Raw genomic sequence first — 15,634 nt, forward strand, 5'->3', positions numbered from 1 at the left:
ATGCTGATTTTCCCAAATTCAATAACAAATTTACAGGAGGAGTAGTTATGAAAAAGAATGTAATCTGGCGTACCATAGTTGTGTTTATGCTTGCATCCATGCTTGTTTCTGCATGTGCACCGGCTGCTACCCCGGCTCCAACAGCAGAACCTGCCAAACCCGCCGAACCAACCAAAGCCGCAGAACCTGCTGCTGCCGAACCAACCAAAGCACCCGAACCGACAAAAGCTGAAGCTGCTGCCCCGACTGCTGCTGGTGAATTTACGTTCGGTATTGTTATGGTTGGTCCATATAATGATCATGGATGGAGTGAAGCCAGCTATCTGGCCGGCCAGTATGTAGAGAAAATGGTTCCAGGAACCAAAATGATCTACATCGATAAAGTCAATTCTGCTGACCGTCCGGGTACAACCGGTGATCAGCTCGCCGAAGAATTAGTCTCAAAAGGTGCGAAATTAATCGTCTTCAATTCGGATGACTTCAAGGACGCCTCGGTCGAATTCAAAAAGAACAATCCGACCATTCCTGTATTGCACATCTCTGGTGATCTGGCCTGGAAAGATGGCAAGAACTATAAAGAAATGGAAGGTTATTCCAACCTGATGTCTCAGATGGAATATGGTGAAATGATCGGTGGTTGCGCTGCAGCCCTTACCACCCAGACTGGAAAGATCGGATATGTTGGTCCATTGATCAATGATGAGACCCGCCGTTTTGCCAACGCCACCTATTTGGGCGCCAAACACTGCTGGGAAACCTATGCCAAGAAAGATCCAAAAGATCTGAAGATGAAAGTTACCTGGATTGGTTTCTGGTTCAATATTCCTGGTGTTACGGCTGACCCCTCTACTGTATCTGATGATTTCTTGAACAGTGGTCATGATGTATTGATTTCTGCTCTTGATACCATGGAAGCACTGGTGCAGACAAAGAAAGCCGTCGATGGCGGCAAGAAGGCCTGGGCTGTGGCGTATGATTACAAGGATGCCTGCAATGAAGCTCCGGATGTATGCCTGGGTGTCAGATACTTCAACTGGGGGCCCGGTTATGTAAAGGCTGTCAAAGCTGTAATGGATGGTTCTTTCAAATCATACTGGGAATGGGCAGCTCCGGATTGGAAAGATATCAACAATCCCGATACTTCTGCCATGGGCTTCAACAAAGGCAAAGGTTTGTCTGAAGAAAATGCCAAGAATTTGGATGCTTTCATTGGTGAACTTGCTGGTGGTTTGAACCTGTGGACGGGTCCGATCAAATGGCAGGATGGTACAGATTTCTTGAAAGATGGCGAGAAAGCCACTGATCAGCAGATCTGGTATCAACCGCAATTGCTGGAAGGTATTGAAGGCTTGAGCGTTGCTCCGTAGTATAAAAACCTTCTGAAATAATCCAAGGGGAGGAAGGAGTTAGTCCTTCCTCCCACTTTTCTAAAATCCCAAATCTCCAGAAAACAAACTGATCCAATATGAAAGTAGAACTGCGGAGTATCCATAAGTATTTTGGTCCCGTTCACGCAAATAACAATATTTCATTGACGATACTACCAGGTACGATACAGGGTATAGTTGGTGAGAATGGTGCCGGAAAAAGTACACTGATGAAAATCCTTTCCGGATTTATTCAGGCCGATGAAGGCGAAATTTTGCTGGATGACCAGGTGATTACGATTCACTCTCCTTCGGATGCGCTGAAACGCGGAATCGGAATGCTCCATCAGGACCCGCTTGATTTTCCGCCAATGAAGGTGATTGATAATCTTCTTATAGGCCAGGAAGGCGGACTTTTTCCAAATAAGCGCAAGGTAGCCGCTGATATTAAGAAACTGGCCAATCAATTCGGTTTTTCTATTGATACAGAAGCCTATGTCGAAGGATTGACTGTGGGAGAACGCCAGCAATTAGAGATCATCAGGCTTCTCTGGATGGGAGCCAGAATTCTAATTCTGGATGAACCCACAACGGGTATATCAGCTTCTCAAAAAGAAAAATTATTCGAAACACTAACACGATTGGCATCAGAAGGAATGATCGTGATTTTTGTTTCTCATAAGTTGGAAGAAATCGAGACACTCTGTCACAGGGCGGCGGTATTCCGAGGAGGTTTGCTGGTCGGAGAAGCCATACAACCGTACCATACAGATGATCTTGTTCGATTAATGTTTGGCAAGCCCATGGAATTGGGCAGCAGATTGGGCTGCCATAGTGAAGAGAATGTGGTAGAGATACATAACCTCGAAATTGAAGATCCCCGGCTGCATATACGTGATGTTGATCTTGATGTAAAAGCTGGTGAAGTGATCGGTTTGGCGGGTATGGAAGGCAGCGGACAACGGTTATTCTTGCGCGCTTTGGGTGGATTATTGGCGACGACCGGACGTACAAAACTGCTTGTAAAGGGGCATGACCTTACTCACGAGCCATACTCTTCCTACCTGAAAACTGGAGTAGCCTATGTTCCAGCAGATCGTATGGAAGAAGGATTAATACCCGGACTTACATTAAAAGAGCACTTCATATTGACAGGCGACACAAAAAAGTTATTTATTGATCAAGAAGAATCTTTACATCGTACAAAAGTAAAGATCAGTGAATTCAATATCAAGGGAAGACCAGATAGCTATGTTGAGGAATTATCCGGCGGCAACCAGCAACGCGCCCTTCTGGCTTTATTGAATGAACCGCTTAGCCTGGTATTGCTGGAACACCCATCACGAGGGTTGGATCTTGAATCAACCATCTGGTTATGGGAAAAGCTGAAAGAAAGATGCAAGACCGGAACAGCGGTGATATTCATTTCCTCTGATCTTGAACAAATTCTTCACTACAGTGACCGGATTCTGGTATTTTTTGGTGGAAAAGTATCTAAACCGATGCTTGCCGCAGAAACAAACGTCGATCAACTTGGTCAATTGATTGGCGGAAAAGGCTTTGTGAACTAAGGAGATTCTCCATTGAAAAGCGGATCACGTTGGTATCGATTTGGAATTCAGGTAGCCGCGGTTGTTCTGGCTTTGGTTTTTACGTCTATCATTTTGCTCATTGCAAAAGCCCAACCGCTGGAAGCTTACAAAAACATCCTTGTGGGATCTTTTAGCTCCATAGAAGCGATCACAAATGTTATTGTGGTATGGATTCCATTGCTGTTAGCCTCTGCAGGAGCCCTCGTCACTTTTACTGCCGGCTTGTGGAATATCGGTATTGAAGGCCAGATTACACTTGGAGCTATTTCAACCACACTGGTACTTCGTTTATTGCAGCATTCCGATGTTTCTCCGGCAATCATTATTTTCCTGGCTGTATTAAGTGGATTTATTGGTGGAGCTTTGTGGGCGGCATTAGCCGGGGCACTGAAAACCTATGGTGGTGTTAATGAGATTTTTGGTGGATTGGGTTTGAATTTTGTTGCCACAGCCATGACTATCTGGCTGATATTTGGACCGTGGAAGCGTCCAGGTATCGGTTCCATGAGTGGAACGGAACCATTTGCTAATACACTCTGGCTGCCTACCATCCCCGGACTTCGATTAAGTTGGTGGTCACTTCTTATTGGAATTCTTGCACTTGTGCTTGTATATGTTTTGTTGTCCAATACCCACTTTGGATTGAAATTAAAGGCTGTTGGAAAAAATCGAAAAGCGGCTTCCGTTTTTGGGATACCTACTTCAAATTTCATGATGTCTGCCTTCTTAATTTGTGGAGGATTGGCAGGACTAGCCGGAGCATTACAGGTTCTAGCGGTATATCACAGGTTAATACCTTCCATTTCCTCCGGATATGGGTACCTTGGGTTGATGGTGGGAATGTTGATTAATTATCAGGCTATTTGGGCAGCTCCAGTCGCTTTCTTTTTTGCTGCCCTAAACTTTGGAAGTATTCAATTACCCATTGTCATGAAATTAGATTCATCTCTTTCCGGCGTATTACAGGGTGCGCTTGTCCTTTTTGTTTTGATGATGGACGGCGTACGAAAACGCTTCGAGAAAAAGGCTTAGGTCAGAATTATGGAATTTAATCTCATTCTTGTTGGTCTGGCCGGTGTAATCGCCGCAGCTACTCCTATTGTTTTTGCCACCATTGGTGAAACCATAACGGAAAAAGCTGGTGTAACTAACTTGTCTGTCAATGGAACAATCATCCTCTCTGCAATGACTGGATTTGCTGTGGCAACCAGCACTGACAATTTATGGTTAGGTTTTTTAGCTGGAGCTTTTGTTGGCGCTCTGGTAGCGGCGATTGTAGCTTTTTCAAGCATCACATTAAAACAATCGCAGGTTGCAGTTGGTTTTGTTTTAACATTGATGTGTAGAGATCTGGCTTATTTTTTGGGTAATCCATTTATGGGATTATCAGGTCCCCGTGTTCCACCGGCTTTTGAAATTCCCTTACTTTCAAAAATTCCGATACTTGGAACCTTGTTTTTTAATCAAGACATTCTGGTCTATTTAAGTTTTTTACTGATCATTTTTGCGAATATTTATGTTTATAAAACTCGCCCCGGGCTCAGTTTGCAGGGTATTGGGGAAAGGCCGGCATCTGCGTATATCCGTGGAACAAATGTAAATAAAATGCGGTATATCTATACTATCCTGGGGGGAGCACTGGTTGGAGTTGCCGGACCAATGTACTCCTTATCAGTGAAAGCTGGATGGAAGGGCACCATATCTGGATTGGACGGAATTGGTTGGATCGTACTGGCTATCGTAATTTTCGGCGGATGGAACCCATTACGTGGAAGTCTGGGAGCCTATCTATTTGCTTTTCTGCAATGGTTAGGATTGGTGTTGCAAACCAGCCTCCCGGGAATTCCCAGCCAGGTTTTACAGGTTGCTCCTTTTCCATTAATGATTCTTACTCTACTTTTAGTCAATATTGGAAACGCTGAATGGGTTGATCGAACGATAATGGGATTACCGGAAAATGTGCGGCCTGCAATCAGCCGGTTACTCCGTTCCATGAAGACCAATCCACCTTCATCTCTGGGTGTACCATTTGAAAATGAATAGAAGTATACAATTCGATGTATAATGAATTGGTGAAAAGATAAGACATCAGACATCAGACAGGTGAAAGATGAAAGAATTCTTGGGATATCGTTGTTCTTTGTGTGGAACAGAATACACTGCAGAGCAACTTACTTATACATGCCCTAAAGATGGCGGAAATCTGGATGTTATTCTCGATTATGATGAAATCAAGAAAAAATACCAGATTGAAGATATTATCTCAAGGGATGATCCTTCATTATGGCGATACCTTCCACTTCTACCAGTAAAGGATCCTGGAGGAGAAGGAACTCCACTGCGCATGGCGGGGGGAACTCCTGTATATTCCCCCCCATTATTAAAGAAAAAACTGGGTCTGAAAAATTTGTGGATTAAAGATGAAGGTCGAAATCCATCTGCGTCATTTAAAGATAGAGCCAGTTCAGTTGTGGTGGCACGGGCCAGGGAAATCAAATCTGAAGTCGTAGTAACAGCTTCAACGGGAAATGCCGGTGCGGCTTTGGCATGCATGTCAGCAGCTGTTGGGCAAAAATCGGTAATTTTCGCTCCAAGAACAGCTCCTGCCGCCAAGGTGGCGCAATTAATTGTTTTTGGCGCACAGGTTATTCTCGTTGATGGAAATTATGATTCAGCCTTTGATCTAACCATAGAAGCCTCCCAGGAATTTGGGTGGTATTGCCGTAACACAGGTTACAACCCATTCACTGCAGAGGGGAAGAAAACCGGCGGTTTTGAAATATGGGAGCAAGTTCTCTTAAAGTTGGACGAAGATTCTTGCCCGGCCTGCATTTTTGTGTCTGTTGGTGATGGAAATATTATTTCGGGTATTCATAAAGGTCTAAAAGACCTGCAAAGATTGGGTTGGTTAAGACAAATGCCTCGGATTTTTGGAATTCAATCTGAAAAATCTGCGGCAATAGCCAATACATTCTTTGCCGGAAATGAAATAATCGTTCCTATTTCGGCAACAACAATCGCCGATAGTATCAGTGTTGATCTACCGCGTGATGGCGTCCGGGCTGTTAGAGCGGCAAGAGAAACAGGTGGTGCTTATATTACTGTTTCTGATGAAGAGATCATAACAGGAATTGCAGAACTGGGAAAAGTTGGGATATTTGCTGAGCCTGCCGGTTCTACTGCATATGCCGGTTTGGTGAAAGCTATCGAAACAAAATTAATCAATGAAAATGACCCTGTCGTAGTCATTAATACCGGCAATGGCCTAAAGGATATCAAATCGGCTATGCAGGCTGTAAATCCCGCTCCCGTAATAGAACCTACAATGAAAGCCCTGATGAAACATCTGGGAAAATAGGAGATAGAAGGGATTACAACGTCATGCCAAACAAACCAGAATTCTCAATTATTGTTCCTGTCTACAATGAAAAAGATTGTATTCAGGAAATGTACCGGCGAGTTTCTGAGGTGATGAATTCAACCGGTCAAACCTGGGAATTGATTGTGGTTGATGACGGATCAATGGACGGCTCCACTGAACAGATTCGGGAATTAGGTGAACGAGACAAAAAAGTAAAACCAATTATATTTGCCCGGAATTTTGGACACCAAATAGCCGTCACAGCAGGATTGGATTATTCTGAAGGTAAGGCTGTCGTTATTATTGATGCTGACCTTCAAGATCCACCGGAGGTCATTCTTCCGTTGATTGAAAAATGGCGGGAAGGATACCAGGTGGTTTATGCTGTTCGTGGAGAACGTGAAGGGGAAAGCTGGTTTAAGACCTTTACCGCTTCCTTTTTTTATCGCCTGATTCATAAAATTACCGATGTGAATATTCCGTTGGATACGGGTGATTTCCGGTTGATGGACCGGAGAGTTGTGGATGTACTGAATTCAATGCATGAGCGGCATCGTTTCTTGAGGGGAATGTCTGCCTGGGTTGGCTTCAAGTCAATTGGTGTGACATATAAAAGGGCTGCGAGATTTGCTGGTGAAACAAAATATCCTTTGAAAAAGATGCTTTTGCTGGCATTGAATGCAATCACCGGCTTCTCCTATTTTCCTTTGCAGCTTGCCACCTATGTAGGTTTCGTTGCTGCAGGAATCAGCATTATTGCCATACCAATCGTTATCATAATGCGTATAGCAGGATCACAAGCATTTTTCGGACAGGCTTCCACACTTCTTGCGGTTTTGTTCCTTGGCGGTGTTCAACTTATCTGCCTGGGTATCTTGGGTGAATATATTGGCCGGATCTATGATGAAGTAAAAGGTCGGCCGTTATATATTGTGAGTGAAGCACCAGAAAAACCATCTAAATAACCTATTTCAGGAGAAAAAAGATGACAAAAATTGATCTGACTATGCATCCTGACCGGCTTGAACGAGCTGTCAAACGGGCCAGGGAGCGGAATATCATTATTCCTACTTATGCGCAGATGAAAAATCCGGCTTTAATTCCAGACAAAGTAAAAACCGGACTAAAAAACATTGGATTATGGGATGTTTCACCAGAAAACCTGTTCCGAATCACCTGGCATAACGAACCAGTTGCCAAGGGTGGAGCTTTTGGTGGAGTAAATTACATAGAATTACCCTCCAGCCTTACTGGCACAAAAGCCAGAGTAATTGCATTGGTAGGAAAATGGTTCCCAACAGGCGCTCATAAAGTGGGTGCTGCTTTTGGCTGCCTGGTTCCCCGGCTTGTGACAGGCCAATTTGACCCAACCACCCAAAAAGCCGTATGGCCTTCGACAGGAAATTATTGCCGTGGTGGTGCCTATGATTCAGCCTTGTTAGCCTGCCAATCCATAGCTATTCTTCCAGAAGGAATGAGCAAGGAAAGGTTTGAATGGTTGAAAAAAATTGCCGGTGAAACGATTGCAACTCCTGGCAGCGAATCGAATGTCAAAGAAATATTCGATAAATGCTGGGAATTGCGAAAATCCGGTCAGGATTTGATGATTTTCAATCAATTTGAAGAGTTTGGGAACTATCTATGGCATTATGAAATCACCGGTCACGCCATGGAAGAAGTCATAAAAAAGGAATTACGCAAAGGTGGTCGTTTCGGTGGTGTAGCCCTTACAACTGGATCTGCTGGAACCATTGCCTGTGGCGATTACCTGAAACAGGCATTTCCTAACAGCCAGATCATCGCCAGTGAAGCTCTTCAATGTCCCACACTTTTGATGAACGGATTTGGTTCTCACCGGATCGAAGGAATAGGCGACAAGCATGTGCCATGGATTCATAATGTGAAAAATACGGATGTCGTTGTAGCGATTGACGATAATGCCGTAGTCAATATTATGCGTTTATTCAACGAGCCGGTGGGACGTGCCTACTTAAAAAAACAGGGAATTCCTGAAAAAATCGTAAATCAACTTGATTTGCTGGGATTTTCTGGAATTGCCAATTGTCTATCCGCTATAAAATTCGCTAAATATGAAGGATTGGGCGAAGAAGATATCGTCATCACCGTATTAACTGACTCTATGGAATTGTACGGCAGCCGGATTTCAGAATATCGGCAGGCATTTGGTGAATTCACCGAGAATGATGCGGCTGCTACATTCGATCATTACTTGAAGGGTATTTCCTCTGATTACCTGCTTGACCTGACTACAATGGACCGCAAACGCATCCATAATCTGAAGTACTATACCTGGGTAGAGCAACAGGGAAAAACTTTCGAAGAGATCAATGCCCAGTGGGATGATGATCATTACTGGACTGATATCCAGAAACAAATTCCTGAAATAGATGCATTGATAAGTGAATTCAATGATCGCGTAGGACTTTTGTAATTATCAAAACTACAGGAATTTGGTGTTCTCATTCGGAGCAACACATTGCTGTCTGTCCCTGATGAAGCGTTAATGCTTGTTGGTATACTTCCGGATCAGAGAGATCTGGAGATAGCCCGTTTATTGGGATGGTATCGAATTCCATTAAAATCTGCACCAAAGGTAGTGGATGTTGATTATTTAGCTTTTTATCAAACCGGTGCTTTTGGTGCAGATCATCGATGGCAAATAGAATATATCTGCCCGGTTAATGGCCATGAATTGGTCACCCGGGCAGAATTGTTTCACGATGAGATGGACCATAAACGAGCCAATGAAGAATACTACAAACTGGCATTGGGACCGATTTCGTGTATAGATCATCCAATAAAAGCTGGTAACTGGAAACGAATAACTTTTTTATATACAATTGGTGAATTATTTAACAATGCAGATACTGTAAATGATCTGGTGGTTAGATCTGATAAGAGACGTTTACTCTGGCAGAGTTTAAGGGAAAGAGCCATTTCAGATCAGTCATCATTTGAATCAGAAGAACCTTCCATGATTGATGACATGATTTTGCTTGAAACATTAATGCAATGGATAGATTTTCCAAAAAACCGGAAGAATAAATTGTACGATACAGATTTGTCTGGAGGACACCATGAAGAAAATAATTAAAGGTGGAACAATTATCACAGCCTCTGAAACATACCAGGCTGATGTTTTGATTGAAAATGAAATAATCCTACAAATTGGTAGAGAAATAACTGACAATGTAGATGAGGTATATGACGCTACCGGGAAATATGTTTTACCAGGCGGGGTGGATGTTCACACACATTTTGCCTTACCTATGGCCGGTACGGTATCATCCGATGATCATTATACGGGACAAAAAGCAGCTGCCTTCGGGGGAACCACAACCACAATCGATTTTGTATCACAAGATTGTGAAACACTGACAGAGAGTGTGGAAGCATGGCATCAAAGAACAGATAATCTGGCAGTAACAGATTATTCGTTCCATATGAATATTACTCGATTCAATAAAGATATTGGTAAAGAGATTCCAAGTCTTGTAAAAAAAGGTATTACTACATTAAAAGTATTTACAGCCTACAATAATCGACTTCGCCTTCAAGATGGAGAAATCCTTCAGGTTTTACGTATTGCCAAAAGTGCCGGTATGTTAACTATGCTCCATGCAGAGAATGGAGATGTAATTGATCTGCTTATAGAGGAAGCATTAGCCGCCGGGAATACGTCACCTGTTTGGCATGCCCGTACAAGACCCGCCTGGGGTGCCGTCGAAGCCAGTCTGCGCGGCTGTGCTTTGGCCGCCCAAGCAAGAGCTCCACTCTATATTGTCCACATGAATGCCGCAGGAGAAGTGGATCAATTGGAATATGCTCGCAGCAAAGGATTGCCTGTAATGGGCGAAACTTGTCCTCAATATCTTTTCTTTACAGAGGAAAACCTTGATCAATCAGATGGAGCCAAATGGATTTGTTCTCCACCTATGCGTTCAAAAGAAGATAATTTAAGACTTTGGGAAGGTTTGGAAAAAGGAACAATAAAAGTTCTGTCTACAGATCATTGCCCATTTTTCTTTGAAGGAAATAGACCAATCATCTATGAAAATGAACCTGTAATGATCCCTGGAAAAGAACTTGGCAAAGATGATTTCACAAAAATTCCCAATGGTCTTCCCGGTGTCGGAGATCGGTTGCCAATACTCTGGACAGAAGGTGTTCAAAAGGGAAGAATCACTGCAAATGAATTTGTGGCGTTAAATTGTACGAATCCGGCGAAAATTTTTGGTTTGTATCCAAAAAAGGGTACTATACTGCCGGGCAGTGATGCTGATATTGCCATATGGGATCCAAATAAAAAAGTCATATATGGGGTAGGTGTGGCACAGCATCGGACAGATTATAATCTTTACGAAGGCTGGCGCTTGACCGGTTATCCAGAGAAGGTCTTTTCCAGAGGAAAATTGATCGTTGATGGTAGCACCTGGTACGGCAAAAAGGGATCCGGAAAATTTCTCTACCGTAAGCCATTTGCTGAAATTCTTTAAAGCGACAGAATACAATCTGTGTTTGGTTTCATACCTGTAATAATTCTTCTCAGTGCCGCTATCGCTGTGGTTGTATTGAATTTCGTACCCAGAGGGCCGGGAATTGCCTGGTTGGTTGCAATTCTGGCGTCTGTAATTGCCTGGATTATTACTTTACTTTTCAAAAATAGGCTGCCTTTTAATCTCTCATTTCATTCGCTGGATTCTTTGGGAGCTGCTTACCTATTTCCATTTTTACAAATAGATATCATTTCCTGGCCAATTGCATTCATGATATGCGCCGTAACTATTTCTCTTTTGATTGTTTCTTCTGCAAGAATTGGTCGCGATGCTGATTGCTGGGAATGGGCGGGTATTCTATTACTAGGCGCTCTTGGATATCTGGCAAGTCAGACTGGAAATTTGCTAACAGTTATTTTATTAATCGGAATTTTTGATATTGTTGATATCGGTTTTCTATCTTTTTCAGGAAAAACAAATGAAGAGTTTTCCTTCAATATTACAAATTCTGTGTGGCATTTTGTCAGTTTGATTTTATTGATTATTTCACTGGCATGGAACAGTTCATTGCCTGATGTTTCCGATGATTGGAAATCCATACAACCAGGACCGATGTATCTGATACTTGCCAGTTGCGTTATTCGAATGGTTATGTTGCCAATAAACAAAGTGACCGGTTCACCGCGTGAGACCAAGGAGGGTTTATTTATTTCCCGGATTTGTATGGATATGTGCATTACCTTATCTGTATTGTTCAGGTTATCTGTTCCAACAAATAATACGGCCATTAAATCTGGTTTTCTGCTTTATCTTTTGGGTATTTCAATATTTGCCATAATAGTCTTACTGATTGGAAAAACAAGCTCAAATGCGGCTGTTCTTAAAATTGTCTTTGCATGTATGATCATGAGTGAATTTTTATATGGGTTTTCTGCCTCTGGAATCCAGCTATTAATCTGCTCGATTGGGATTTTTTTAGTATTGGTTTTACAATACCCTGTAAATACGTTTTCCAAGATAGTAGGAGTACTGGCTTTGGCCAGTTTTAGTGGATTGCCTTTTACTCCAAACAATACCGGTTATTCAGGTTTTACAGTAAAAGGACAAATACCCGGTATCATCTTTCTCATACCTGCAACATTACTATTTTATTATTCGATAAAAAAGACACTTAAAAAAGAAAACTTTGAAAATCCAGAGGGAGAACGTTGGGCGGTATATCTTTCACCTACCGGTCTTATCTTTCCAATAATTTCATCATGGATAATTCTTCTTCAATGGATGCCTGGTTTATTTAGACTCAATATAGTGATCCAACCAATCATTGTGACTGTGGCCGGTTTTGTCATTTTCTTTTTTGAAAGGATGAATCTTTTTAATTTTGAATCTGGTATAGCTTCTGGTAAGACCTTATATTTGAAACTTTTGGAAAAATCTCAATTTTCTCGCTTTAGTTTTTTCTCAGGATTTCAGAATAAACTATCTTTACCTATTTCGACAATCAACAATTTGTTAGAAGGTGATGGAGGTATTCTCTGGGCGATACTTTGTCTGGTATTGGTCATCACCATTCTACAAAGTCTGGGTATGTCATAAATGCTTCAGAATATTTCCATTATTGCCGTGTTACTTATACTGGTTGCCACAACCATTGAGTTTGTATTAAACCAATGGAGATGGATTTCTATCGCCTGGGTATTCCAGGTTTTCTCAGTTTTCTGGTTAACAACACTTTCATGGTCTTTCGCTGAAAGCGCAGTAAAACTAATTGGTGGTTGGATCGCCATCGCGATTGTTAGTTCCGTTCATCCAGATTCGATACTTGAAAAAGAGAATGAAACTATGACATCTGGCTTTGGGTTCCGATTTCTGGTCATCGCCATGATCTGGCTTCTAGCATTTTCAAGTTCATCCTTGATTCAAAACCTGATTCCTGCCAGAGTTGAAATACTCTGGGGAGGAATGCTCCTTTTGGGCAGTGGAATTATACAGGTCGGATTTTCACGAAATATTATCCGAACAATTATTGGATTAATCACATTTATCAGTGGCTTTGAAGTTATGTATGCCTCTATAGAAAGTTCTGTTTTAGTTTCAGGTGTACTTGCTTTTCTTACCATTGGTTTGGCCTGGTTGACCGTATATTTTCATTCAACCGAGGAAGAGTTGAGGGTTGAATGAGCGCTCCCATACTTTGGATTGGAATGCCTTTACTTGTTGCCATATTTCTGTGGACAATCCGAAAAGATGAAAGGCGTACATTAATCTGGGGTCTTGGATTTTCAATTTTCTTTTTCATATCAAGCAGCCTGGTTCCAATTGGCAAGCCCCTGATTAGAATTGGAGAATTTGTATTTCAATTTTCACCATCCATCTCCTTTTTAGGGAGAAGCTTTACTCTACGAAATGGAGATCTGATATATACATCATTAATTTATGTCATTCTCTTCTTCTTTATATCGATGGCATTCATTATTGATGTTCCTGTAAAATTCGTGCCGCTTAGTTTTTTCCTGACTGGTCTTTTTATTGGTGCGTTATCGGTTCAACCTTTTCTTTATGCAGCATTATTATTGGAGATTTGTGTCATTTTATCTGTAGTTCTATTAACTTCTTACGGAAAATTACCCTCTAATGGAGTGATGCGGTTTCTCATTTTTCAATCTATTGCGATGCCGTTTATGCTTATTTCTGGTTGGGTTTTGTCTGCCATTGAAGCCAATCCAACAGAAACAAGACTAATATTCCAGGCTTTAGTATTACTTGGGCTTGGATTTTCATTTTGGTTGGGAGTTTTCCCATTTAACGCCTGGATGACACAGATATCAGAAGAAAAACCTCCATTTGAGGTTGGGTTCGTTCTTCTACTCTTTAATACGGCAACATTAATTTTGATCATTCGGTATCTAGACGGATTTGTTTGGTTAAGAGATGATGCCAGAATATTTATTGTCTTACGTTTCATAGGCATACTATTATTGGCCAGCAGTTCCTTATTTTTCTTTTTTGAGAAAAATATCTATCGAACTACAGCTTACCTGATCTCTTTTGAAACTGGATTATCTCTAATATCATTGAGCCTCAATGATACAGGTGGTTGGAATGCCTTTGTACTCATGATCCTCCCAAGAATAATGGCTATTTCCTTATGGTCTGTTTTATTAACCTTTATTCAACAATTGGAAGAAAACAATACGGAGAAACAGGCTTTATCCATACACCCTGCAATGATTTTTGGTTTCTTTTTATCAACATTTTCTATTGCAGGAATACCTGTCTTACCCGCGTTTTACTCTAGACTTTCATTATTTGAATCACTGGCAAAAAAAGATTTTACTGCTATGATTTGGGTAACAATTTGTATCCTTGTTTTCCTGCTAAGCTCAATACGTTTCATAAGAAAAATTCAAAAGTTGTATTCTCCAAGAATAGATGTACAAATTTCCCGCACTGAAAAATTGTATTTATATGGATGGAATTTGTTATTTCTGTTAATTGGTGTATTTCCTCTTCCACTATATAAAACATTGCTCTCAATGCTTCAGGCTTTCCCAAATCTAAAATAACGATAATATCCGGATGGTATAATTTTTTCGAGACCATCAAGAAGGGTTCATTATGGATTTAGAGCAACTAAACAAAAAAATCGAATGGCTTGATGAAGAACGTCGAAAAGATAAAACAACAATTGCCATGTTGATAGATCGTCTGACTTCATTGGAAGCCAGTATTGTTAGTGCTTCGCAGGAAGTAAAAACTATTCAAACTGAAACGAGCCGGATTACTTCTCTTACCGGAAAATTTGAACAAATTGATTCCGCTATCAGTACATTAAGAATAGAGCTGACAAAAAATATCGAATTAATTGACAAAGCAAGAATTGATCAAAATCGCGAAATTGAGAAGACAAGATCAAAAGAAATTGATACGATAAATAAAAATCTCGCAGAACTTCGAAAAAATTTGGAAGCAATCAACGAAATAAGAAGAAATTTACAGGTAAGGCAAGAGGAAGAGTTCAGATTAAACCGATTGTTGGGTGAAACCGATAAGAAAATTGCAGATATTTCACATGGTGATGAAGAATATAAACGAACGCTTCGCCTTTTAGAAGAAGGAAGAAGACAGGATTCAAAACGTCTTTCTGATCTCCTGGGTGAAGTAACTGCCATAAGAAAACGTCAGGATGAACAACGCGGTAAAGTTGATATGACAACTGATTCCGTTCGAAAACTAGAAATGCGCGTAGCTGAATTATTAACGGCAGAAACAGAACGTAGACAAATTGTAAACGCGTTTATCGAAAAACAATCTTTGCAACAGGTAGAGCGGGATCGAACTTGGAAAGAATGGCAGGATAGATTCTCAGCTTTTGAAAAACAAACTACGACGATTGATACTCAATTACAGACTCTTGAAGCCATGCAACGAGCCGTAAAACGATCTCAAGATACATTTGATGATATTACACAAAAGTTTGATCGAAGAATAAATGAAATCACTGAAATGTCTCGGATAAATGAAGACAGGTTCCGGCAGGAGTGGAGCGGCTTCAAAAATGATGATCAAAAACGGTGGACGAATTATTCATTAAGCCAGGAAGAACAATTTAGAGAATTGATGCGTCAATTAGAAAAATATCAAGAACGCATTGTTAAACTGGAAGACCTATCAGCTGATATCAATGACATGATTACTCAGATCAATGAAGAAACACAGAAACGTCTTCAAGCCCTGGTATTAATGAGCCATTCCTGGGCAGAAGAATTCAATCAGGTCTCCAAAACCAACGGATAA

The 15,634-nt window shown here is 41.2% G+C and carries 13 protein-coding genes; all 13 read left to right on the top strand.

Annotated features, from left to right (window positions below):
- Positions 1 to 47: 47 nt before the first annotated feature.
- The 13 genes from LTAR_RS15480 to LTAR_RS15540 all read left to right on the top strand — a co-directional run bounded on the left by LTAR_RS15480 (position 48) and on the right by LTAR_RS15540 (position 15,634).
- Positions 48 to 1,367 carry a BMP family lipoprotein gene (locus LTAR_RS15480; protein ID WP_201776013.1) on the top strand — a complete coding sequence of 440 codons (1,320 nt, stop codon included), beginning with the start codon at positions 48 to 50 and terminating at the stop codon, positions 1,365 to 1,367.
- 98 nt (positions 1,368 to 1,465) lie between these two features.
- Positions 1,466 to 2,938, top strand: a complete 1,473-nt coding sequence (locus LTAR_RS15485; protein ID WP_062423217.1) for an ABC transporter ATP-binding protein — start codon at positions 1,466 to 1,468, stop codon at positions 2,936 to 2,938.
- A gap of 12 nt (positions 2,939 to 2,950) precedes the next feature.
- Entirely contained in the window at positions 2,951 to 3,991 is a 1,041-nt protein-coding gene (locus LTAR_RS15490; RefSeq protein ID WP_062423219.1) for an ABC transporter permease, read from the top strand.
- 9 nt (positions 3,992 to 4,000) lie between these two features.
- A complete protein-coding gene (locus LTAR_RS15495) occupies positions 4,001 to 5,002 on the top strand; it encodes an ABC transporter permease (RefSeq protein WP_062423221.1) in 1,002 nt (333 codons plus the stop codon).
- Positions 5,003 to 5,069: 67 nt separating this feature from the next.
- Complete coding sequence (thrC, locus tag LTAR_RS15500; protein WP_062423222.1) at positions 5,070 to 6,317, top strand: threonine synthase; 1,248 nt, start codon at positions 5,070 to 5,072, stop codon at positions 6,315 to 6,317.
- Positions 6,318 to 6,340: 23 nt separating this feature from the next.
- Positions 6,341 to 7,285 (top strand): glycosyltransferase family 2 protein, encoded by a 945-nt coding sequence (locus LTAR_RS15505; protein ID WP_062423223.1) that lies wholly within the window; start codon positions 6,341 to 6,343, stop codon positions 7,283 to 7,285.
- A 20-nt stretch (positions 7,286 to 7,305) separates the two neighbouring features.
- On the top strand, positions 7,306 to 8,772 hold the full coding sequence (locus LTAR_RS15510; protein WP_062423224.1) for a pyridoxal-phosphate dependent enzyme: 1,467 nt from the start codon (positions 7,306 to 7,308) through the stop codon (positions 8,770 to 8,772).
- Between the two features lie 45 nt (positions 8,773 to 8,817).
- Positions 8,818 to 9,435 (top strand): DUF8743 domain-containing protein, encoded by a 618-nt coding sequence (locus LTAR_RS15515; RefSeq protein WP_062423225.1) that lies wholly within the window; start codon positions 8,818 to 8,820, stop codon positions 9,433 to 9,435.
- Positions 9,419 to 10,837: a dihydropyrimidinase gene (gene hydA, locus LTAR_RS15520; RefSeq protein ID WP_062423226.1), complete on the top strand. Its 1,419-nt coding sequence runs from the start codon at positions 9,419 to 9,421 to the stop codon at positions 10,835 to 10,837. The genes LTAR_RS15515 and hydA overlap by 17 nt, the downstream gene beginning before the upstream one ends.
- A 111-nt stretch (positions 10,838 to 10,948) precedes the next feature.
- Positions 10,949 to 12,433 carry a hypothetical protein gene (locus LTAR_RS15525; RefSeq protein WP_139044600.1) on the top strand — a complete coding sequence of 495 codons (1,485 nt, stop codon included), beginning with the start codon at positions 10,949 to 10,951 and terminating at the stop codon, positions 12,431 to 12,433.
- The gene (locus LTAR_RS15530) at positions 12,434 to 13,018 is read left to right on the top strand and encodes a hypothetical protein (RefSeq protein ID WP_062423229.1); all 585 of its coding nucleotides are present in this window, start codon (positions 12,434 to 12,436) and stop codon (positions 13,016 to 13,018) included.
- Positions 13,015 to 14,403: a proton-conducting transporter transmembrane domain-containing protein gene (locus LTAR_RS15535; RefSeq protein WP_062423230.1), complete on the top strand. Its 1,389-nt coding sequence runs from the start codon at positions 13,015 to 13,017 to the stop codon at positions 14,401 to 14,403. The genes LTAR_RS15530 and LTAR_RS15535 overlap by 4 nt, the downstream gene beginning before the upstream one ends.
- Before the next feature lie 52 nt (positions 14,404 to 14,455).
- Positions 14,456 to 15,634, top strand: coding sequence for a coiled-coil domain-containing protein (locus LTAR_RS15540; protein WP_062423231.1), 1,179 nt, complete (start codon positions 14,456 to 14,458; stop codon positions 15,632 to 15,634).

Source organism: Leptolinea tardivitalis, from assembly GCF_001050275.1.
Lineage (GTDB): Bacteria > Chloroflexota > Anaerolineae > Anaerolineales > Anaerolineaceae > Leptolinea > Leptolinea tardivitalis.

Coding starts and splice junctions, on each gene's coding strand:
- LTAR_RS15495 (WP_062423221.1), top strand. CDS start 4,001: ATGGAATTTAATCTCATTCTTGTTGGTCTGGCCGGTGTAATCGCCGCA.
- LTAR_RS15540 (WP_062423231.1), top strand. CDS start 14,456: ATGGATTTAGAGCAACTAAACAAAAAAATCGAATGGCTTGATGAAGAA.
- hydA (WP_062423226.1), top strand. CDS start 9,419: ATGAAGAAAATAATTAAAGGTGGAACAATTATCACAGCCTCTGAAACA.
- thrC (WP_062423222.1), top strand. CDS start 5,070: ATGAAAGAATTCTTGGGATATCGTTGTTCTTTGTGTGGAACAGAATAC.
- LTAR_RS15510 (WP_062423224.1), top strand. CDS start 7,306: ATGACAAAAATTGATCTGACTATGCATCCTGACCGGCTTGAACGAGCT.
- LTAR_RS15485 (WP_062423217.1), top strand. CDS start 1,466: ATGAAAGTAGAACTGCGGAGTATCCATAAGTATTTTGGTCCCGTTCAC.
- LTAR_RS15535 (WP_062423230.1), top strand. CDS start 13,015: ATGAGCGCTCCCATACTTTGGATTGGAATGCCTTTACTTGTTGCCATA.
- LTAR_RS15505 (WP_062423223.1), top strand. CDS start 6,341: ATGCCAAACAAACCAGAATTCTCAATTATTGTTCCTGTCTACAATGAA.
- LTAR_RS15480 (WP_201776013.1), top strand. CDS start 48: ATGAAAAAGAATGTAATCTGGCGTACCATAGTTGTGTTTATGCTTGCA.
- LTAR_RS15530 (WP_062423229.1), top strand. CDS start 12,434: ATGCTTCAGAATATTTCCATTATTGCCGTGTTACTTATACTGGTTGCC.